General features: G+C 63.2%; 16 protein-coding genes and 1 pseudogene. 5 read left to right on the top strand and 12 right to left on the bottom strand.

Going from position 1 to position 21991, the window contains the following annotated elements:
- Positions 1-49: 49 nt before the first annotated feature.
- The 5 genes from ACF3ND_RS14780 to ACF3ND_RS14800 all read right to left on the bottom strand — a co-directional run bounded on the left by ACF3ND_RS14780 (position 50) and on the right by ACF3ND_RS14800 (position 6126).
- A complete protein-coding gene (locus ACF3ND_RS14780) occupies positions 50-2347 on the bottom strand; it encodes a molybdopterin-dependent oxidoreductase (protein ID WP_394061732.1) in 2298 nt (765 codons plus the stop codon).
- Positions 2348-2483: 136 nt separating this feature from the next.
- Positions 2484-2600, bottom strand: coding sequence for a DUF2474 domain-containing protein (locus ACF3ND_RS14785; RefSeq protein WP_394061734.1), 117 nt, complete (start codon positions 2598-2600; stop codon positions 2484-2486).
- 32 nt (positions 2601-2632) lie between these two features.
- Complete coding sequence (gene cydB, locus ACF3ND_RS14790) at positions 2633-3634, bottom strand: cytochrome d ubiquinol oxidase subunit II (protein ID WP_394061736.1); 1002 nt, start codon at positions 3632-3634, stop codon at positions 2633-2635.
- A gap of 4 nt (positions 3635-3638) precedes the next feature.
- Positions 3639-5030, bottom strand: a complete 1392-nt coding sequence (locus tag ACF3ND_RS14795) for a cytochrome ubiquinol oxidase subunit I (protein ID WP_394061738.1) — start codon at positions 5028-5030, stop codon at positions 3639-3641.
- A 229-nt stretch (positions 5031-5259) separates the two neighbouring features.
- On the bottom strand, positions 5260-6126 hold the full coding sequence (locus ACF3ND_RS14800; protein WP_394061740.1) for a LysR family transcriptional regulator: 867 nt from the start codon (positions 6124-6126) through the stop codon (positions 5260-5262).
- Positions 6127-6286: 160 nt separating this feature from the next.
- Between ACF3ND_RS14800 and ACF3ND_RS14805 the strand changes: the two genes are divergently transcribed.
- Positions 6287-7477 carry a DUF418 domain-containing protein gene (locus ACF3ND_RS14805; RefSeq protein WP_394061742.1) on the top strand — a complete coding sequence of 397 codons (1191 nt, stop codon included), beginning with the start codon at positions 6287-6289 and terminating at the stop codon, positions 7475-7477.
- Here the strand turns inward: ACF3ND_RS14805 and ACF3ND_RS14810 are convergent.
- Both ACF3ND_RS14810 and ACF3ND_RS14815 read right to left on the bottom strand, forming a co-directional pair.
- Positions 7431-7988 (bottom strand): DUF2478 domain-containing protein, encoded by a 558-nt coding sequence (locus ACF3ND_RS14810; protein WP_394061744.1) that lies wholly within the window; start codon positions 7986-7988, stop codon positions 7431-7433. The two genes, ACF3ND_RS14805 and ACF3ND_RS14810, sit on opposite strands and share 47 nt — an antisense overlap.
- 244 nt (positions 7989-8232) lie before the next feature.
- Positions 8233-8787, bottom strand: coding sequence for an anti-virulence regulator CigR family protein (locus tag ACF3ND_RS14815; RefSeq protein WP_394061746.1), 555 nt, complete (start codon positions 8785-8787; stop codon positions 8233-8235).
- 99 nt (positions 8788-8886) lie between these two features.
- On the opposite strand from ACF3ND_RS14815, the gene ACF3ND_RS14820 reads away from it, so the two are divergent.
- Both ACF3ND_RS14820 and ACF3ND_RS14825 read left to right on the top strand, forming a co-directional pair.
- Complete coding sequence (locus tag ACF3ND_RS14820; protein ID WP_394061748.1) at positions 8887-9786, top strand: helix-turn-helix domain-containing protein; 900 nt, start codon at positions 8887-8889, stop codon at positions 9784-9786.
- A gap of 216 nt (positions 9787-10002) precedes the next feature.
- Positions 10003-17049: an autotransporter domain-containing protein gene (locus ACF3ND_RS14825; protein ID WP_394061750.1), complete on the top strand. Its 7047-nt coding sequence runs from the start codon at positions 10003-10005 to the stop codon at positions 17047-17049.
- Between the two features lie 373 nt (positions 17050-17422).
- Here ACF3ND_RS14825 and ACF3ND_RS14830 read toward each other — a convergent pair.
- From ACF3ND_RS14830 to ACF3ND_RS14845, 4 genes and pseudogenes are all read right to left on the bottom strand, one after another.
- Positions 17423-17636, bottom strand: a pseudogene (locus ACF3ND_RS14830) (recombinase family protein); the annotation flags it as partial.
- 13 nt (positions 17637-17649) lie between these two features.
- Complete coding sequence (locus ACF3ND_RS14835) at positions 17650-18057, bottom strand: DUF86 domain-containing protein (RefSeq protein ID WP_394061752.1); 408 nt, start codon at positions 18055-18057, stop codon at positions 17650-17652.
- Positions 18054-18344: a nucleotidyltransferase family protein gene (locus ACF3ND_RS14840; protein ID WP_394061754.1), complete on the bottom strand. Its 291-nt coding sequence runs from the start codon at positions 18342-18344 to the stop codon at positions 18054-18056. The genes ACF3ND_RS14835 and ACF3ND_RS14840 overlap by 4 nt, the downstream gene beginning before the upstream one ends.
- A gap of 183 nt (positions 18345-18527) precedes the next feature.
- A complete protein-coding gene (locus ACF3ND_RS14845; RefSeq protein ID WP_394061756.1) occupies positions 18528-19382 on the bottom strand; it encodes a LysR family transcriptional regulator in 855 nt (284 codons plus the stop codon).
- Between the two features lie 187 nt (positions 19383-19569).
- Between ACF3ND_RS14845 and ACF3ND_RS14850 the strand changes: the two genes are divergently transcribed.
- Positions 19570-20472 carry a DMT family transporter gene (locus ACF3ND_RS14850; protein ID WP_394061758.1) on the top strand — a complete coding sequence of 301 codons (903 nt, stop codon included), beginning with the start codon at positions 19570-19572 and terminating at the stop codon, positions 20470-20472.
- 103 nt (positions 20473-20575) lie between these two features.
- Complete coding sequence (locus ACF3ND_RS14855; RefSeq protein ID WP_394061760.1) at positions 20576-21238, top strand: DUF5710 domain-containing protein; 663 nt, start codon at positions 20576-20578, stop codon at positions 21236-21238.
- Between the two features lie 113 nt (positions 21239-21351).
- On the opposite strand, the gene ACF3ND_RS14860 is transcribed toward ACF3ND_RS14855, so the two are convergent.
- Positions 21352-21969 carry a LysE family translocator gene (locus ACF3ND_RS14860; RefSeq protein WP_394061762.1) on the bottom strand — a complete coding sequence of 206 codons (618 nt, stop codon included), beginning with the start codon at positions 21967-21969 and terminating at the stop codon, positions 21352-21354.
- Positions 21970-21991: the final 22 nt, after the last annotated feature.

The following is a 21991-nucleotide window of genomic DNA, read 5'->3' on the forward strand; positions in this document are numbered from 1 at the left end:
CCCGCCTATTGCTAAAAGTGGGTGAATTGTCGCATGGAACCGTGCGCCCTCAGCGCAGCGGCGGCGGCTCGAAGGCCGACAGGGCCGGCGGGTCGCCCGCGTAAGGCTCGATCCGCACCAGGCAGGACTGCGCCGAGCAGCCCTGGGACAGTTCCGAAGCGCCAGCATCGCGCGTCAGGACATTGGGATTGCCGTGCAGCTCCAGGGGGCGGCCCCGCGCGTCCCGCCCCGGATCGAACCAGGCGCCCGTGGACAGGCGCAGCACGCCCGGCATCAGCGCCTCGCTCAGGCGCACGGCTGCCAGGCAGGCGCCGCGTTCGTTGTACAGGCGGACCAGTTGTCCGTCCGCCAGGCCCAGGCGCCGCGCATCATCCGGATGCACGCAGACGGGCGCGCGGCCCTGTATCTTGTCCTGCCGGCTGTAATGGCTGTGGTCCAGCTGGCTGTGCAGCCGCGTCTGCGGCTGGTCGGTGATCAGGTGAAAGGCGTCGGGCGCCTCTTGCATGCCCAGCCCTTCGCGGGCGGGATACCAGCGCACATGCCCGCCGCAGTCGGGCAGCTCCATGGCCGCGATCCGCTCGCTGTAGATCTCGATCCGGCCGGAGGGCGTCTGCAGGGGATGGGCCTGCGGATCACGGATGAAATCGGCCAGCATCGTCACCGGGGCGGGTTCGGCCAACTGGTCCAGGTCGATCAGGCCCTGTTCGCGGAACTGTTCGTAGTCGCACAAGCTCACGCCCTGCGCGGCGGCGCGCTGCCGGCTGTCCTCGTAAAGGCGGCGCAGCCAGCCCGCGCTGTCCAGCCCCCGCGTGAATTCGGCCTGCACGCCCAGCCTGCCCGCCAGATCGGCGAAGATGTCATAGTCGCTGCGCGACTGCCCGACAGAGGACGCCATCGCGCTCATGTAGACCATGAAGCGCTCGCGCTTGGAATACGCCAGGTCGTCGCGCTCGAACGTGGTGTTGGCGGGCAATACGATGTCGGCCATCTTGGCGCTGGGCGTCCAGTACTGTTCGTGCACGATGATGGTGTCGGGCTTCTGCCAGGCCTGGACCAGACGGTTCAAGTCCTGGTGGTGGTGGAAGGGATTGCCCCCGGCCCAGTACACCAGGCGTATGTCCGGATAGGCGTGCCAGGCGCCGTTGTAGCGAAAGCGCCCGCCTGGATTCAACAGCATGTCGGCAATGCGCGCCACGGGAATGAAAGAGGTCACGCCGTTGCGTCCCTGGTCCAGCGTGGGACCCGAGAACAGCCGGGTCTTGTTGCCCATGGTGTTGGCCGGTCCGTAACCCACCCCGAAGCCGCCCCCCGGCCGGCCTATCTGGCCCAGCAGGCAGGCCAGCGTCACCAGGCCCCAGAAGGGCTGCTCGCCGTAATCCGCGCGCTGCAGCGACCAGGCCATATTGATCAGGCTGCGTCGTTGCGCCAAGCGCAGCGCCAGGGCGCGGATGCGCTCGGCCGGGATGCCGGTGATGGGCGCCGCCCAGCGCGCCGACTTGGCTTGGCCGTCCTCATGCCCCATCAGGTAGGGTTCCAGGCGTTCGAAGCCGACGGTGTAGCGGGCCAGGAACGCGCGGTCGTGCAGGCCCGACTCGACCAGGGTGTGCATCAGGGCGAGGATCAGCGCCGTATCCGTGCCGGGCCGTATCGGCAGCCATTCGAACGCCCCCTGCGGATCCAGGTCGTCGCGGGTCGGGCTGATGTTGATCATTTCCACGCCGCGTCGCGCCATGGCCTGCAAGCTGGAGCGCAGATGATGCTGGCCCGGACCGCCGGGGCTGACCTGCGCATTCTTCTCCGAGGCGCCGCCAAAGCACAGCAGCAATTGCGTGTGCTCCACCAGCGTGTCCCAGGAACTGTGCTGGGCCATGAGGGCATCCATGGAGGCCACGATGTGCGGCATGATCACCCGCCCCGCGCCCAGGCTGTAGCTGTCCTTGTGGGCGACGTAGCCGCCCAGCGCGTTCAGGAAACGGTGGATCTGGCTTTGTGCATGATGAAAGCGTCCGGCGCTGGACCAGCCATAGGAACCGCCGAAGATGGCCTGGTTGCCGTGTGCGGCGATGACCCGGCGCAGTTCCCCCGCCGTCAGCTCCAGGGCCTGATCCCAGCCGACCTGCACAAAAGGCTCGGCGCCGCGCCGCGCCGGACGCCGTCCTTCCAGCCAGCCTTCGCGGATGGCTGGGCGCAGTACGCGCAGCGCCGGGTCCAGGCTGGCCCGCACCATGCCCTGCCCGATGGGCGAAGGGTTGGGATCCTGTTCCAGAGGCCGCACATCCGGCCCCCCGGGCGCCTGGCGGTCTATTTCATAAATGCCCCAATGGGCGGCGGTATATTCGCGCTTCATCGATTGCTTCCCATCCTGTCCGGCCGAACAATGGAAACCGTCGCGCATGCGCGCGGCACGGAAACATCAACCACGCAAAAAATATAAAACACTATTCCTGAATTTGGAACAGCTGCCGGAACGCCGCCGCCCGTCCCTAGCCGGGGCTCATGCCCGCCAGGCCCATCAGCAGTCGAATGAACAGCGCGACCGCGCCCAGCGCGGCGACGCTGCACGCCCAGATCAGCACCAGCCAGCCCAGCCTGCGCAGCAAACCCGCCCGCCGCGATGGTCCGCCCGCCGCCATCAGTGGTAGCCCTCCCCCGTCTTCACCTTGCCGCGGAACACGTAATAGGCCCAGGCCGAATAGGTCAGGATCATGGGAATGACGAACAAGGCGCCCACCAGCGTGAAACCCAGGCTCTGCGGCGGCGCGGCGGCATCCCAGATGGATAGCGAAGGCGGAACGATGTTCGGCCAGACGCTGATCACAAAGCCCGAGTACCCCAGGAAGACCAGCACCAGCGCCCAGCCGAACGGGCCGGACTGGGGCGTGCCGCGCAGCCGGCGCGACAAGCTCCAGGCCGATGCCAGGACCAGCACGGGCACGGGCGCGAAATACAGCATGTTGGGCAGGCTGAACCAGCGCCGGGCCACGTCCGGATTGATGAGCGGCGTCCAGACCGAGACGACGGCGATCGCCAGCAGCACGCCCCAGGTGATGGGCCGCGCCAGCTTCTGCATGCGCCGCTGCAGCTCGCCCTCGGTCTTGAGCACCAGCCAGGTCGCTCCCAGCAGGGCATAGGCCGCCGACACGCCCAGGCCCGTGAAGACCGCGAAGGGGCTGAGCCAGTCCATGACCCCCTGGCCGCCCGCGCGCGGCTGCACACCTTCGATGAAGGCGCCCAGGATCAGGCCCTGGGAAAAAGAGGCCGCGAACGAGCCGAGCATGAACGCCTTGTCCCAGAACGGCTTGTGCGACTCATCGGCCTTGAAGCGGAATTCGAAGGACACGCCCCGCCAGACCAGGCCCACCAGCATCAGGATGGCGGGCGCATACAGGGCGCTGAGCAGGATGGAGTAGGCCTTGGGGAACGCCGCCATCAGGCCGGCGCCGCCCAGCACCAGCCAGGTCTCGTTGCCGTCCCAGACCGGCGCCACCGTGTTGACCATGGCATCGCGTTGGGCGGCGTCGCGAACGAAAGGAAACAGCATCCCTATGCCCAGGTCGAAGCCGTCCGTGACGACGTACATCATCACACCGAAGCCGATGATCAAGAACCAGATCAGAGCAAGATCGATACCCATGGCGTCAACTCCTTGTGGCCGCGGACAGGGGGCGGGCCGGGCGCTGGTCGAGCGCCTCGCCGCCGGGCGGGACCTCGTGCGCATCCGGGCCCTGGCGGATCAGCTTGAACACATAGGCCGCCCCCGTGCCGAACACGGCCGCATACACGACCAGGAACACCAGCAGGGACGCCGACAAGGTCTGCGCCGAATGATCCGATACGGCATCGGCGGTTCGCATCAGACCGTAAACCACCCACGGCTGGCGGCCGATCTCGGTGGTGAACCAGCCTGCCAGCATGGCGATCACCCCCGCCGGCCCCATGTACAGGGCAAAGCGTGCCAGGGCGGGGGAGTCGTGCGCCCGCCCCCTCCAGTGCGCCACGGCGCTCCAGACGGCCAGCGCCAGCATCAGCAGGCCCAGTCCCACCATGATGCGGAACGTCCAGAACACGCTGGGGGAGTGGGGCCTGTCCTGGGGCGGGAAATCCTTCAGGCCGGGATATTGCCCGTCCCAGTCGTGCCTCAGGATCAGGCCGCCCAAACGGGGGATCTCGATCTTGTAGCGCGTGGTCTCGGCCCGCATGTCCGGCCAGCCGAACAGGACCAGCGGCGCGCCCTTCCCCGCTTCGTTCTCCCAGTGCCCCTCCATCGCGGCCAGCTTGGCGGGCTGGTGCTCCAGCGTGTTCAGGCCGTGCAGATCGCCGATGAAGATCTGCAGCGGCGCGGCCAGCAGCAGGCATCCCATGGCCATGGTGAACATGCGACGCACCTCCAGCCGGCGGTTGCCGCGCAGCAGATGCCAGGCGGCCGACGCCCCCACCATCAGGGCGGTGGCGATGAAGGCCGCCATCACCATGTGCGCCAGGCGATAGGGAAAGGACGGGTTCAGGATGACTGCGATCCAGTCCACCGGCACGACCACGCCATTGACGACCTCATGCCCTTGCGGCGTCTGCATCCAGCTGTTCGAGGCCAGTATCCAGGTCGCCGAAACCAGGGTGCCCAGGGCCACCATGAGGGTGGCGAAGAAATGCAGGCGCGGACCCACCTTGTTCCAGCCGAACAGCATCACGCCCAGAAAGCCGGCCTCCAGGAAAAAGGCCGTCAGCACTTCATAGGTCAGCAAAGGACCGGTGATGCTGCCGGCGAACTCGGAATACCGGCTCCAGTTGGTGCCGAACTGGTACGCCATCACCAGGCCCGAGACCACGCCCATGCCGAAATTCACCGCGAAGATGCGCGACCAGAAGTGATAGAGGTTGCGGTAGACCATCTTGCCCGTCCAGAGCCACAAGCCCTCCAGCGTCGCCAGATAGGCCGCCAGGCCGATGGTGATGGCCGGGAAGATGATATGGAAAGAGATGGTGAACCCGAACTGCACGCGAGCCAGGTCCAATGCGCTCAAATCCGGCATGGCGGTGCTCCAAACGCGGCGTGATCACAATGAAGCCTCGACGCGGACAAGCCGTGCGACGCCCCCCGAACCGGCCTTCCCGTGCAGGGACTCCTCATGCCGCATCTCTTCAGCGGACGGCAGAACAAGGCCGCCCTTCACCGGCAAGGCCGCTGTGCGCCTCCAGCAAATAGCGAGCCTGGACGCCTGCGCGCCCGCCGGGCGCGGCGCCGGCGTACGCGTCGTCCGGCTAGGCCTGGGCCGCGCCCAGCGCGTGCTCCAGCCATTGGTGGAAACGGCGCACATCAGCCATGCGCTCGCTGTCCACGTGCAGCAGGCAATTCCATACCGGCCCCGGCACCAGTGTCTCGGACAGGGGCGCCAGCTTCCCGTCCAATCGGGCCTGCCCGGCCAGCAATTCGCTGACCAGTGCGATGCCCAGACCCTGGCAGGCGGCGTCCAGCAGCAAGCCGGGATCGGAGAAGTTCAGGCCCGCGCTGCGCTGGCCCACGTCCTCGCCGCCCTGCAATTGCCATTGCGCCCAGTCCATGATGCGCTCCCCGTGCAACGTGAAGCGCTGCGCGGCCGGCACCTGCAGCAGGCGGGGGTGGCAGGCGGGATACAGCCTGTCCTGCAGCAGGGGTAGGAAGTGGCAGGCCGGCTGCTCGTCGATGTCATCACGAATGGCCAGGTCTATGGTCTGCTCGGCCATGTCCGGCGGCTCGTCGGTGGTCAGCAGCCACAGGTCGATCTCGGGAAACTGCGCCCGGAAAGCGTCCAGCCGGGGCAGCAGCCAGTGCCGCGCGAAGGCCGGCGTGGTGTTCACGATGACCTGGTGCGGCTTGCGATACTGCTCCAGCCGGCGTATGCCGGTCGCCAATTGCTGCAGGAGCTGCTGCGTGGTGCTGAGCAGGTCCGCGCCGGCGTCCGTCAAGGCGATGCGGCGTCCGATGCGCTCGAACAGCGGCTGCTCGAGGTACTGCTCCAGGCTGCGGATCTGCTGGCTGACAGCCGATTGGGTCAGGTGCAGCTCCTGCGCCGCTTTGTGGAAACTGCCCAGGCGGGCAGCCGCTTCGAATCCGCGCAAGGCGCTCAAGGCCGGCCAATGTTTCAGCATGACAAGTAAGAAGAACTAATCAATTACGCTCAAAATTTATCGTTTGCCTGCCTCAAGGCTGTCCTCTACGATGCACGGTCGGTCAGTGCAACAGGCCCGCTGATCAGCACTATAAAACAGTTTGGTCCCGCCTCCCCCGCAGATACTGGATTTTTCCATCGTGACGCCCGCCGCTTTCTCCCTGCAACGACAAGATTTCCTGGACTGCCTGCGCGGTTTTGCCCTGCTGGGCATACTGCTGGTGAACGTCAAGGTGTTCTCCTCGCCCTTTTATGGTTCCGGCCTGCCCCATCCCATGAGCGCCGGCGTGCTGGACCGCGCGCTGGACTACATCGTCGGCGCCGCCTTCGAGACCAAGTTTTACCTGCTGTTCTCATTACTGTTCGGATACAGCTTCACCATCCAGATGATGTCGGCCGAACGCCGGAATCGCTCTTTTTCGAGCAGCTTCCTGCGCCGGCTGCTGGGCCTGCTGCTGATCGGCCTGCTGCACGCCATCTTGCTGTACATCGGCGACATCCTGATGATCTACGCCCTGGCGGGCCTGCTGCTTCTGGGCGTGCGACGCTGCGGCGACCGCACCCTGGCCTGGCTGTCAGCCGGCGTGGTCACGGCAACGGCCCTGCTGTGGACCTGCCTGATCCTGTTCGAGGCCGCAGGCTCCGCCGATGCCGCTGAACTGCTGGCCGGCATCCAGGAGCAGACCCGCCGCTACCAGGGCGGCTGGCCGTCCGTACTTGCTGAAAACCTGCGCGTGGTGCGCGAGGCCTGGCCTATCATGGCCACGCTGCAAGGACCAATGGCCTTCGCCATGTTCTGCCTGGGCCTGATCGCCGGCCGCCGCCAATTGTTCCTGCATCTGGACGCCTATCGTCCCTGGCTGCGGCGCATGGCGTTCTGGGGCGTGCTCGTTGGCGCGCCCGCCGCCCTGCTGTACGGCTACGCCGCCACCTTCCTGGTCGGCACGATCTGGGAAGGCGGCGCGCTGATCCTGACCATCCTGACCGGTCCGCTGCTGGTCGGCCTGTACTGCGTCCTGGCCCTGAAAGCTTACCAGGGCGCGGCTGGCGGATTCATGCGGTTCCTGCTTGCGCCCGCCGGTCGCATGGCGCTGTCCAACTACCTGCTGCAATCGCTGGCCTGCGTCTTCCTGTTCTACGGCGTGGGACTGGGGCTCATCGGCCGGGTGTCCTCATCGGTCGCCTACGCCATCGCGCTGACGCTGTACCTGAGCCAGTGCCTGCTCAGCCGCCTGTGGCTGCAGCGCTTCCAGTACGGCCCCGCCGAATGGCTGCTGCGCAGCTTCACGCACTGGCGCTGGGCGCCGCTGCGGTCGGCGGTCGGCTCCTGATCCGCTCGAACCAGGCCAGCAAGGCCTCGGCATCGGGGTTCAGCTCCGTGGCCATGCCGCCTGTGAACTCGCGCCAGGCCGGCAGATAAGAATGGGAAACCACCGTCAGCAGCGGATAGCCGCGGGTGATCAGCTCAAGGAATTCAGCGCAGAATCCATCGCCCGCCGCCTCCTGGATGCCGAAACGATTGACGATGACCAGGTCGGCGGGCCCTTCCAGCGCACGCCGCAGGACGACGCCCGCCGCCAGCAAGGCGCCTGGATCCAGGCAGCAGGCGCCGGACTGCTTGCCCAGGTTCTGGCCTATGGGATAGATGTCGCCGGTCTCCAGGTCGCGTACCGTGCGGGCGGCGCAATCGCCAAGGTCGGCCTGCGGCCCGGGCACCAGTCCGCGCACGACCAGCCCCCGTGCGCTCAGCCGCTGCGCAAAATCCAGCAACACGGCATCCGCGCTGCCCTTGCCGGCATGCACGATGGCGCCAAGCGCAAAAGACGGTTCAATGACATCCATGGGGAGCACTCCACATTCAGCGATAAAAAGCGCCGGATGAACATCCGGAGAAGACAGGCCGCCAGGAAATACGGGAGCGGTCCGGCCTGAAAAGCCGGAACATCGTAGCAGGAAGCGAATTCGCTGCATATGTGCAGCTATAGCGAAATGCGGATAGAACTGCAGCCCAAGCGTTCGGATTCAAGACCGGCCGGATGATCACTTGAACCGACCGGTGGCGCGTACCCGTGCTTGACTCACGACGTCAATCAAAAACGTCATAAAGAACATCGGCGATAAGGGCTGTACTTAGGGAGATCAGAATCAGGTCCGTGCCGGCGATACGCCATTCATAGCCTGGATAGCTCGGCAAGCGCCCCAAGAGAGAGCCCGGCACTGCCCTCTTGGCGATTCCAGGGGGCAATGGTTTGCCTCTGGCCAGGTTCATGCGTATTCCAGGCGGCAAGGCGGAATACCCTCCCAACCCATAGTCCACGGCGTACTCGCGCGCCAGGGCGGCGGTGATTCCCGCGTAGACCAGATCACCAGTTGCAGCTTGTCCCTGCAGACGGCCTCGACTGTCCCTATGGTCATCGAAATAATCGTAATGCCGGCCTCGGAACGGGATCAAATTTGCATCTATCGGATACATGCCGGATAAGGAGCCGGCGCTGGCCGGCCCATACGACGTCCATGATTGACCAGTGCATATATTTTTAATAAAAAAGCGGTAAAAAAGAACGAGACCAAAGGCGGTCAGCCCGTCATCCGCCATCCAAGGCGTCATCGATACCGGAAGGAGGCCGTTATCGAACAGCATTCATTTTCCAAAGGAAGGCCCAAGCGGCTCCTGCTCCAAAAGACTTCGACTGATTCATTGCCGCCCGCACAACGTTTTGATTTCTGGGCGGGCGAAGTCGTGCGCAACTTCACCGTCGATTCGCATGACCTTTCCCGGCGCCGGGATTTCCGCGGAGAAGCCACGTCTCTTGCCACGGCGACCGGCGAGATGCACTACACCGAAGCCGATGGGCTGGATCTCTTCTTGACGACGCATGCGGTACAAAACCTGATATGTGACGAACTATGCCTGATCCTGATGCTGCAAGGGCAAGTCCAGTGTGAATATAAAGGCGCGGACGCGAAAATCCTGAAAAGCGGGGATTTCTTCTTGGTCGACGGAACACGCGAGACCACGCTGCGTTTTTCCCGGCATTCCTTCATCCAGCTCGACTTGCCCCGTCCTCTGCTGCAATCGCTTTTCTCCGGTCCCGCGCCATCGCCCGCGTTCATCAACACGGCGCTGGCGCGATCACGACTGGCCCCGCTCCTACGTGATCATTTGCGACGTTTTCCACAACAGGTGACGACGATGGCGCCGCATGAGCAGGCGGCATGGCTCAATGCGTCCGAATCCTTTGCCCTGGCGGCGATAGAAGCCGCCTGCGCGACGCTGCGCGGCGCAGCCGAACCATTTGGCTCCGGCCTGATCACGGCGGCGCAGCGCTACATTCGACGCCACTTGGCCGACCCGGATCTGTGCCCCGAAGCCGTGGCCGCCGCGCTGGGCTGCTCGCGCGCCACGCTGTACCGCCTGTTTGCCGACCATCAATGGACGGTGCAAGGGTACGTCCGGGAACTACGCCTGCAGGCCTTCGTGCACCTGCTCCAGACCGAGGACAGGGCCATCCACATCCGGGTGCTGGCCGAGCGCTGCGGACTGTACGACTACTCCAATCTGAGCCGCCTGTTTCGTCGCCGCTTCGGCATGACGCCAGCCGAAGCACGATCACTTTCCACGCACCATCGAACCGCTTGAGACGCAACGACGATCAACACGATATGCAGTGACGGTCCCGGTCGGGCGAACGATCGTATAGTGCGCGTTACAAGAGCTTACTTGTTGCATGGCGCGGAGCAATACCCGGCAACATGACCCGCTTCTCGGCGCGGGTCCGCATCCGGGTTGAAGACTTGGTCCATAGATTGTGCAGCGGTGGGCATACCGCAATACCGCAGCATCCAGGGGCCGCTCGTGAATCGAATCTACCGCATCATCTTTAACCGCACGCTGGGCCAATACCGCGTGGCATCAGAACATGCGAGAGGACAAGGCAAGCGTAAAGCCCTGGTCCGCGCAAGCCCTGGCAGGCTGACGCTGCAGGCCGGTGTCGCCGCCCTGGCGCTGATGGCCGCCGTTCATCCCGCCTTTGCTGAAACCATCAACAACGGCGCCCATGAGATCGTCGATGGCTCCCACCCCAGCTCTGGTACCAAACCGAGTCCATGGGTAACTGGCGCCTTGGATATTGGCGGCGGATCCGAGGGCGCCTTGACCATCCGAAACGGCGGGATCGTCACTACTGACGGCCCTTCGACTATCGGCTACGTAGATGGCACCGGCACCGTCACGGTCACCGGTGAAGGTTCATCTCTGAGCATCGGGCAGGCTCTCCACGTCGGACAATTTGGCAACGGCAACCTCCTTGTGCAGGATGGCGGCATTGTATCCGCGCAGAGCTATGTGTCGCTCGGCGTGAATGCGGCCGATGCAATCGGGACGGCAATGGTGACAGGCGCCGGCTCCACGCTAAGCGCCGCAGGGCATTTGACTCTTGGACATTTGGGCACCGCAATGCTGACCATCGCTGACGAAGGGATGGTCAGCGCGTCTGAAGTCTTCATGGGCGGTGTTCCCGGCACGGGCCATGCCGGCTCGGGGATGCTCAATCTCTTCGGCACGGATAGCGCCCGCGGCGTGCTGGAAACCGGTCAAATCAGCAAAGGACTAGGATCCGCCAACGTCTCGTTCAATGGCGGCACCTTGCGAGCGACGGCCGCCCAGACGGACTTCTTTAAGAATTTCAATGCCGGCGACATTACGTTCGACGTCGGGGGCGCCTTTATCGATACCAACGGTCACGACATCGGCATCGCCGCGCCGCTGGCAGGCGTCGGCGGGCTGACAAAACTTGGCCACGGCACCCTGACCCTGTCCGGCGCCAATACATACGCCGGCGCCACGACGGTCGAGGCTGGAATCTTGCGCGCGGATAGATATGGCGCCTTTGTGAACAATGGCGCCTATGTCATCAACGGCGGTACGCTCGATCTCTCCAACTACAAGAATCCGGATACAGGTATTGACCTTTCCATGTCTTCCCTCTCGGGAAGCGGCGGCATGCTGAATATGGGCGGCACCTACATCAGGGTCGATCAGGCAGCCGACACGATCTACGAAGGCGACATTACTGCGCCATCGGGGCGGCTGTACAAGCGGGGAACTGGTTCTCTCGTCCTTAACGGTCAAATCAGCAGCCTCAACCACGGCCTCTATGCAGAGGGCGGCACGCTGGTGCTGAACGGCGTCAATACCTATGCCGGGTACACAGTCCTCGGAAACGCTGTGCTTGAAGCAGGCCACAATCAGGCCCTCTCGACGGGCGCGGTGTTATTGAGGGGCACGAACGCCACTCTGCGTTCCAACACCACCGTGACTCTTGCCAATGACTTGCTCTTCGACGGCGCCATAAGCAGTCTCACAATCGAAGGCGGCCATGATCTCACATTGACCGGCGCTATCGGCGCTACTAATCCGCTTTCGAACGCTGGCACCCTCCTCAAAGCCGGCGCCGGCACGCTGACGCTTGCGGGAAACAACCGTTACGACGGAGCCACCGTTGTCGATGCGGGCACATTGATCGTCGAGGGGTCGATCGCCCGCTCCTCACAGCTCACGATCAATCCCGGCGCGACGCTTGGCGGTTCAGGCACAGTCGGCGACACGGCAGTGGCCGATGGCGGAGTCCTGGCGCCGGGCAATGGCGGAATCGGTACGCTCACGGTCGCCGGCGATCTGAGGCTCTCGTCGGGCTCCATTCTCGATTACGAACTGGGCCGCTCGGGAACCGCCGGCACCCCGGCCGCGGGCGTAAGCGACCGGATCGACGTCACGGGCGATCTGACGCTGGACGGCACGCTCAATCTCTCGCAAAGCGGTGATCCGGCCGATGGCGCGGCCGGCCCCGGCTACTATCGCCTGATCACCTATTCCGGATCGCTTTCCGGCAATGGCCTTGCCCTGGGCGCCGTGCCCGCCCTTCCGGATGCCGGCTACGAAATACAAAGCGGTAACCAGCGCGTTGATTTGTTCGTCGGGGCCATCGGCGACGACACGCTGCAGCACTGGCAAGGCGGCGACGGCGCCTGGAACGCGACCAGCGCGCAATGGCTCAACAAGGATGGCAACGCTGCCGTGGCCTGGGCCGGCAATCACGCCGTGTTCAAGAACCAGCCGGGCGGATTCGACGGCGGCACGATCTCGGTCGAGGGCTCGCAGCGCTTTGCGGGCCTGCAATTCGTCGACGAAGGCTATCGCCTCGAAGGCGGTGGCAAGCTCGAAACCGGAGCGGACGGCTCGGAAATCCGCGTGCTGGCCAACCGCGCCGAGATTGCAGCGGGTATCACCGGCAGCGGCGGCATCGTCAAGACCCAGGCCGGCACGCTGGTGTTATCGGGCGACAACAGCTATCGAGGCGGCACAGTCATCGAGGGAGGAAAAATCCTGGCGGGCTCCAGCCAGGCCATCCGGGGCGGCTATGCGATCGGCGCGCAAGGCGTCCTCGATCTCGACCGCCACACGGCAACCATCACGTCATTATCGGGTGACGGTTCGGTCCTTTTTGGCCCTACCGGCATGCCATCCCTGACGATCGATCAGGCGCAGGACGGCACCTTCGCCGGCTCGTTTGACCTGCGTAATTATTTCAGCACCAGCTTTGGCAGCTTGACCAAACAAGGCGCTGGAACGCTGCACCTGACTGGAGACAGCGACCTCTCCTCGTGGGGCAACGCTGGCTCCTTCTCCCTGGAAGTCTTGGGAGGCACGCTTTCGATCGAACAAGGCGGCTCGCTGCGTTATGGCGGACAAACCACGATAGGCGGTGCAGATGGAAAGCTCCGGATTCATGGCGGAGATACGCGATGGCACTCAGGTCTGCTGGCCGTGGGCACGGACGGCACAGGCGAGCTTGTCATCGACGAGCATGCACAAGCCCGTACCTCCACAGCCGCCTTTATTGGCCATGGCAGCGACGGTGAAGCGTCGGTCTCTAACGGCGCGCATTGGGAGCAGAGCGGGACTCTCGTCGTGGGTCGAGCGGCAGGGGTCGCGGGCCGCCTCAAGATCGAGACAGGCGGCTCGATGGCTACCGGCGGCATGACCCACATCGGCCAGGTCCCCGATGGCTCGGGCGCGGTCGTCGTCTCAAACGGCCAATGGACCACTGCCCGGAATCTTTTCGTGGGCGACGGCGGCCAAGGCAGCCTGACCATCCGTGACGCGGGCCTTGTCACCGTTGGGGCGGGCAATACCCGCGAACATGGCCTCATCGGCTATGAAGAACACGCCGCTGGCCGCGTGAGCGTAGACGGCGCGGGCAGCCGCTGGTCCATGGCGAAACTGAACGTGGGTCATCAAGGCCGGGGGACGCTTGATGTGACCAACGGCGGCGCTGTCGTCAGTCGGGAAACCAGTGTCGGAGCCGCGGCAGGCAGTCAGGGCGCGGTTGCCATCCACGGCGGCGGCTCGACCTGGACGACGTGGGGTTTGACCATTGGGCAGAACGGCGAGGGGCGGGTAAGCCTCACGGAAGGCGGTACGCTGGACACGGGTTTTTCCGGCATTGTCCTTGCCGAGCAAGCGGGATCGAGCGGCAGCCTGCACATCGGCGAAGGCGCCGACGCTGGGTCACTGGCGACATCCGGCATCACCTTTGGCATGGGGGACGGAGCACTCGTGTTCGATCACGCCTCGGCCAACTACCGATTCACCGCCAGGCTGACGAGCGGCAACCCCGGCGGTGGCCGGATCCTGCACCGGGCGGGAGTAACCACGCTTGACGCGAACAATGCCTCCTTCGACGGGCTTACCCATGTCACCGGCGGCACCCTGATCGTCGACAACACCCTCGGAGGCTCGGTGCGGGTCGAGGACCATGCCCGGCTGGGCGGCTCCGGCTCTATTGGCTCCGGCGCAGCTTCAAGCGTGATCGTCTCCGACGGCGGCACGCTGGCGCCGGGCCGCTCCATCGGAACTCTGGCCGTGAACGGCAAGCTTATCCTGGCGAATGCGGCCAGGCTGGACTATGAGCTGGGCAAATCCGGCGCGGGCGATGCGCTGCTCGGCATCAGCGATCGCATCACCGTCAATGGCGACCTCGTTCTCAATGGCACGCTGAACCTGTCGCAAAGCGACAGCGCGGCCGATGGCACGCTCGGCCCCGGCTACTACCGCCTGATCACCTATTCCGGATCGCTTTCCGGCAATGGCCTCGCCTTCGGCAGCGTCCCGGCCCTTCCGGGTGCCGATTACGAAGTTCAAAGCGGGAACCAGCGCATTGATTTGTTCGTCGGGGCCATCGGCGACGATACGCTGCAACACTGGCAAGGCGGCGACGGCACCTGGAACGCGGCCAGCACTCAATGGCGCAATGCCGACGGCGAGATGCCGACCGCGTGGGCGGGCAATCACGCCGTGTTCAAGAACCAGCCGGGCGGATTCGACGGCGGCACGATCTCGGTCGAGGGCTCGCAGCGCTTTGCGGGCCTGCAATTCGTCGACGAAGGCTATCGCCTCGAAGGCGGTGGCAAGCTCGAAACCGGAGCCGATGGCTCGGAAATCCGCGTGCTGGCCGACCGCGCCGAGATTGCGGCGGAAATCAGCGGCAGCGGCGGCATCGTCAAGACCCAGGCCGGCACGCTGGTGCTCTCGGGACACAACAGCTATGAGGGCGGCACCCAAATCCTGAACGGTGAGGTGTCCATCGCATCAGACGGCAACCTGGGCGCGGCGACCGGCGAAGTCTTGCTGAATGGCGGCACGCTGGCCACGACAGCCGGTATGACGACCGGCCGGGCCATCACCCTGGCGGGCCGCGGCGGCTTCGATGTGGCCGCCGGTACGACGCTGGCGGCGACCGGGACCATCAGCGGCCCGGGCAGCCTGATCAAGACCGGCTCGGGAACACTGCATTTGACCGGCACGAACCGCTACGGCGACACGATGGTGCGCGAAGGCGGGCTGATCGGCGATGCGGCCTCGATCAGCGGCAACATCGTCAATGATGGCGAAGTCGCGTTCTACCAGCAGACGGACGGCACCTTTGCCGGCGCTATTTCGGGCTCGGGCCTGATGCGCAAAGTCGGCTTCGGCATGCTCACCCTGGAGGGACGCAACACCTTGGACTGGGCACTTGAGGCCGGCCATCTGAACAGTTCCGGCGTCCGGTTTTCGGGGGATGTGGCCATTGGAACCGATGGACGCTTCGTACTGGATGACATACAGGCAGCCTCATACGCCGGAACTATCAGCGGCACGGGCCAATTCCATAAACAGGGCACAGGCACGCTGCTGCTGACTGGAGACAGCGCCGGGTTTGCCGGCCGCTCCACGGTCAAAGCGGGTACTCTGCTCGTCGGCGATCACGACGGCAACGGCGCGCTGGGCGGCTCGCTGGACGTGCTGGCCGGCGCCACGCTGGGAGGCTCGGGCACAGTCGGCTCGGGCGCCGGGTCAAGGGCGACGGTGGCCTCGGGCGGCGTGCTGGCGCCGGGCAACTCCATCGGCACGCTGACGGTGAACGGCGACCTGGTCTTTGAGAACGGATCGCGATTCGAGGTGGAAGTCGATCCGCAGGGCAAGGACAGCGATCAGGTGAGGGTCACGGGCGACACCGGTATCCATGGCGGCTCGGTAGCGCACCTCGGCGCGACCGGCCAGTACGACCTGCGCTCGACGTACACCCTGCTGACGACAGGCGGCGCCTTGTCGGGCAAGTTCGATACGGTCACCTCCGACTTCGCTTTCCTGACGCCTGCGCTGCACTACGATTACGAAGCGGGCAAGATTGGCCTTGAACTGACACGCAACGACCGCCGCTTCGCTGCCTTGGCCCTGACCAAGAATCAAAGCGCCACGGCTGACGGCATTGAAAGTATCGGCCTGGCCGCCGGCCACGCAGTGTATGACGCGATCGCGCAACTGCCCGACGATGCGGCGCGGGTGCGCGCCAGTCTCGACGCGCTCTCGGGAGAGATCCACGCCTCGGCCAAGACAGCGCTGATCGAAGACAGCCGCTTCGTGCGCGACGCCGCGACGGATCGTATGCGGGCCGCATTCGCAGCCCCTGGGGCATTCAGGGCTCCAGTGAGCGCGCGCGGCGCGGACGGCGCCGCGCAACCCGTGTCCGCCTCCCATGACGGGCCGGTAGTCTGGTCGCAGGCCTTCGGTTCCTGGGGCTCGACCGACAGTGACGACAACGCCGCCAGCCTGGATCGTAAGGTCGGCGGGATGCTGATCGGCGCCGATCAGGCGCTGGGCAGTTGGCGCGTGGGCGCCCTGGCCGGGTACAGCCATTCGGATTTCAAGGCGTTCGGCCGAGCTTCATCCGGCCGAAGCGACAACTATCATCTGAGCATGTACGGCGGCACCCAACGGGGCGCCCTGGGACTGCGCACAGGCCTGGCCTACTCCTGGCATGATATGCGCACCCGGCGTTCGGTAGCCGTCCCCGGTCTGCACGACAGCCTTCGCGCCGACTATGGCGGTGGTACATTCCAGGCCTTTGGCGAGCTCGGTTACGGCATCGATCTGAACACAACCACGCGCCTGGAGCCGTTCGCCAGTCTGTCCCATGTGCGTCTACATACCGATGGCTACGGCGAGAACGGAGACGCCGCCGCGCTGTCGGCAAACAGCGCCAATACAGAATCCACGTTCAGCACGCTGGGCGTGCGCGCGGAACACGCGCTCAGCATCGGCGCCGTGGAAGGCACTGTGCGCGCCATGGCGGGATGGCGCCACGCCACGGGCGATGTCACGCCCCGGGCACAACATGCGTTCTCGGCCGGCAACGCCTTTACCGTGGCGGGCGTGCCCGTTGCCAAAGACAGCGCCGTCGTCGATCTCGGCGTTGACCTGGCGGTGACGCGCAACACGCGCTTCGGTCTGAGCTATGCAGGCCGGATCAGCGACTCGGCCCGAGACCACGGCATCAAAGCGAATTTGCAGATTCGGTTCTGAGCGCAGCGATCAAGTTTCAGAGACGGTCGCCTGGCCGCAAGGGCAAGGCGCCTCTCGCCCCCTCAACGCGCAGGAACCCAGCCATCAGCCCGGAAGGTGGTCTTGACAATATCCCGAATGGGCAACACCAGCGGGTGTGCGCTGTCTGTCAGGAGATAGACCCCATGAGCAGGCAAAGCAGGCCACTGAACGCCGGCGGGCGCTGGCAGGGCCGGATCGCCAGACGCTTGCTCCAGATTGACTAAACCATGATCCTCAGCGGACAAGCTTATGGACGTACACTGTCTAGCACCAACTAAAGCGGTGCCGCGCGCCTGTGTCTGTAAACTCTGTCCGCTGCGCATGAACCTGGCAATCACGCCTTGATCATATTCTCGCTATAGGTCATCTTTGGCTTGCGACCGCCCTTGCGGCCAAGTTGCCTGGTTACTTCCAGGCCAGCGCGGGTGCGCTCGACAATCAATTCGCGCTCCATCTCGGCCAGACCGCCCATGGCGTGAAAGAAGCAGCCCCCAGACGGCGCGCCGGTGTCAATGGAATCGGGCAAGGCCTTTAAGCTGGACACCTTGCTTGTGCAGTTCGCCGAGCGCGCATATCCAATCAGCATGGCTTGTTTTGTGCTCGATCGGCGCGTTCTTGCATGGCCTCCATGACATCATCAGCAGCCTGACGCACGGCGGGCAATTGCTGGAGTAACGCTGGCAGCCATTCCTGTACCGTCTCCCACACCACATCGAGGTTGATATCGAAATAGCCATGGGCCATTCGATTACGCATATTGCGCATGCTGCGCCATGGCACCTCGACATGCATCTGGGTGAATGCGGCATAGCCATCCATCACCTTAGTGGCAGCTTCGCCGATGATAATAAAGCTCATGATGACGGCCTGTTGGGTGCGTTTGTCGGCCAGGAAGTCGACCTTGCCCATCCCTTCCACAAAGCTGTACGCATCGGTTGCAGCCTGCTGGATGTGGTCAAGGTAATCGGACAAGCGATTTTCGTTCATACCGGCTGCGCCTCTGCGAGCACCTTGGCGCGGAACTTCGGCGGCAGGTCGCCAGGTGTCAGCACATCGACGTCCACGCCGAGCAGCGATTTCAGCTCTTCTTCCAAATCACCCAAATCCAACAACGTAGCACCAGGTAGCGCATCAACCAGCAGATCAATGTCGCTACCATCCTGGTCGGTACCATGCAGCACCGAGCCGAAGACACGAGGGTTAGCCGTGCGGAAGCGGCCTACCGCTTCACGCACCGCACTTCGGTTCATGTCGAGCGCAACTGATGGTCGCATGAGAGTCCTTCCTTATCAAAACTCATCAAAATGGAAAGCGATTGAGAATCAAATTTCAAGAACCATTTTCGAAAAATACAATGCCTTGGTTTTCCGCGCCACACCGATAGCCTTGGCAGCTTTATCATAAACGAACTTCAGAGACGATCGCCTGGCCGCAAGGGCAAGGCGCCTCTCGCCCCCTCAACGCGCAGGAACCCAGCCATCAGTCCGGAAGGTGGTCTTGACAATATCCCGAATGGGCAACACCAGCGGGTGTGCGCTGTCTGTCAGGAGATAGACCCCATGAGCAAGCAAAGCAGGCCACCGAACGCCGGCGGGCGCCGGCAGGGCCATATCGCCAGACGCTTGCTCCATGATGCCTACAGCCAGTCCGCTGCGCAGGCATGCTTCCACGGCTTGCCAATTGCTGCTTTCAAGCAAGATCCGATACTCGATGTCATGAGCCTTTAATTCGTGCAGGGCGCTTTCGCGGTAGGGGCATCCTTGCAATTGCAAAGCGACAGGCACGGGCAATCGCTTGTCATGCTCAAAACGGGCGGCCGCTACCCATTGCGGTTGAGTCATGAACAACAGTTCGCCTTGATCCAACTTTTGGCGACTGACGGCGAGCGTTAAGTCCAGCTGCTGACGCGCAAACATATCCAACAACTCAGCGCTGGAGCGAGCCTCGACTTCAACTTCCAGGCGGGGGTTTGCCTCAATTAGCTGTGGCAGAAATTCGGACACGAACTGCGCGGCATAACCGTCCGGCACGCCGACACGAATGTTGCCCGCGATCCGCTGGGGCGACATCGAAGCCAGCAGTTTGTCGTGAAGCAGCAAGAACTCCCGTGTGTCGGCCAGCAGATGCCGGCCGGCCCTTGTCAATTCGACGCCTTGGTTATTGCGAATGAACAGCGTTCGCCCTAGCCGGGACTCCAACTTTTGAATCTGCGCGGTAACGGCTGACGCGCTGCGGTGAACGTGGGCCGCCGCTGTCTTGAACCGTCCGAAGCGCGCAACCGCATGGAAAGTGCGCAGCAAATTGATGTCCAAGCTTTTTGCCATAATCCACAAAAACAGAATTACTGTTTAAATTAATTCAAATTGACTGAATTATTTGAGAACCATATGGTGGTGTCAGTTGCACAGGCTCAACTTTATTTTCTGGTAGAGCCTGAATCAATCGGGTCTATTAGGCTGCGTTGGCCCATTTTCGACAAACATGGAATGGCGGGCCATTATGCGCTTATTGTTGATCCAACTTGTTTTCGTTCTTTCTTGGAGTTCGGGGTTCATCGGCGCCAAACTCGGCACCGATGATTCCGGCGCCATCAACCTGCTTTTCTGGCGCTTCTTGCTCGTGTGCCTGTGCCTGCTCCCCTTCATCCATGGCCAGTTGGCCAAACTGAACTGGGAGCGGGTACGCTATAACGCTGTCATCGGCTTCCTGTCGCAATTTGCCTACCTGGTCAGCCTTTATATCGCGATTCGACACGGCCTGCCGGCCGGCATCGCCGCGATCATTGCCGCGCTTCAACCGCTCATCACGGCCGCCATGACCAACATCAGTCAGCAGGAACAGAGCGGCCGGCGCGAGTGGCTGGGTTTGCTGGTCGGGTTTGCCGGCGTGGGTGTGGTGATCTCGGGTGAATATGCCTTATCGAGCACGCACCTAAGCCTGTGGGTGTACGCCTTGCCATTGGTGTCGGCCATCACCTTGTCGATCGCCACCTTATATCAGCGCCGCCAGGCATTGCTGGAATCCAGCCATAGCCAGGATGGCATGTTCTTTCCTCTGTTCCTGCAGTCGGCAACCAGCTTGATTCTGTTGACGGCCATCGGCGGTTTTGGAGGAATGCTGCATGTCCCTTCAACACCATCGGTATGGGTGTCCATCATCTGGTTGACCGTGTTCTCTACCTTCCTGGCGTACCTGAGCCTGTGGCGCCTGCTCAAAGATATGTCCGCCACCAAGGTCGCGGCCCTGGTCTACCTGGAACCGCCGGTAACCCTGATCTGGGCGGCCTGGATGTTCGGCGACGCCATTCATCTGACCACCTATGCCGGCATTGCGTTGGTGGCCGCGGGCATTCTCATCGCTCGACGCTCCGCAGCTTCCAAGCAGGCCTGCGCCACTGCCTAGACACGGTGTGGCCTTGACCGAAGAAGATCGAATGGCTATTAATGGCTCTGCACAGCGGTGCATAAAGGAAATCATCAAACCGCATTGAAGGAGCAGCAGCAAGGTGCCGCGCATCAACTTGAATGTGCCATTCATGCAAAAGGACTTGGCCAAAGAACTGGGGGCCCGCTGGGACTTTGCAAACAAGGTTTGGTATGTGCCAGACGGCGTGGATCCCGCCCCTTTCGCCCACTGGCTGCCGCCCGAAGCCGCCCCGTATGCTGATACCTCTCAGTCGCCCGGATTCGACATTCGGGCGATGCACTACTTCATCGTGCAATCACACACGCATTGCTGGCGCTGCAAGGGACTGACTCGCGTATTCTCGTTTTTGTTGCCGCCTGAACATGAGGCCTATGAACCCGCGGATGATGACGGCCCCGGATATTGGTTCTCTCCAGGCGGGGTCTGCATCGTGTCGATGATCGATGCCTTACCGCCCACTGTCTTGGCTCATATGAAACGGTACACCCGGAATTACCGGCAGGCCTACAGCCGGACCGCCGGGACAAGGTATTTCTTGAATCACTGCGAGCACTGTCATGCCGCGCAAGGCGATTTTTATATGCACAATGAACCTGGCGGGGCCTTCTGCCCCGTCGATACGCTGGATGCCCAGCATATGTTGCTCTACCCCATTAATGAGCCGTTCGAAGGCAGCGGTGGTTGCGGCCTTCATTCAGAAGACTATTTCATTGAGGTGATGCAGATTCGACGTGCGCGCTGAAATAGGCGTTGGCTTCAATAAGCCGGCGCAGCGCGGTAGTCTGGAACAGGCGCGTTTTCAGGTCTTCGTACAGAGATTGAACGTCTTCCCCCATGGCTTGCGGACAATTCCTTTCAGACGGTTGAGTTCGCGAAAAGCAGCGAGCCGCCAAGCCCGAACAACGCCGCGCCAATAAGTACATCCACTGCCCTTTGCTTGGCCAGCATGGCGGCGCGTAGGCGTTTCTCGGAAAACACGATGGCCACAATGCTGAACCATGCCCAATGCGCAAACGACATGAAAAAGCCATAGGAGAAATTCAGCCAGAACGGCGCTCCCGGCTCCACGACCTGCGTGAATGTGGCCACCACGAACAACATGGTCTTGGGATTGAGCGCATTGGTGAAGAACCCCATGCCGAATGCCTGCCGGTTGGTGGGCATATGGCCTGGCGCCGAATCGGTCTTGATGGGGGCGCGATTCGTGAAGGACTTGTAGCCCAAGTACATCAAGTACGCGGCTCCGGCCACTTTCATGGCCAGGAACAGGCTGGGTGATCGAGTGATCAGCACCGCAATCCCCAGCACTGTATAGAACACATGCACCTGAACCCCGGCTGCGATGCCCAAGGCGGAAATGAGGCCGATCTTGCGACCGAATGAGTAGCCATTGCGGGTGACCATGGCAAAGTCGGGCCCTGGACTGATTACAGCCAAGATAGTGATGGTGGCAACGGCAATGAGTTCGTGCATTTTCTTGTCCGGAGAGGTTGAA

This window comes from Alcaligenes sp. WGS1538 (genome assembly GCF_043187505.1).
GTDB lineage: Bacteria > Pseudomonadota > Gammaproteobacteria > Burkholderiales > Burkholderiaceae_B > Alcaligenes.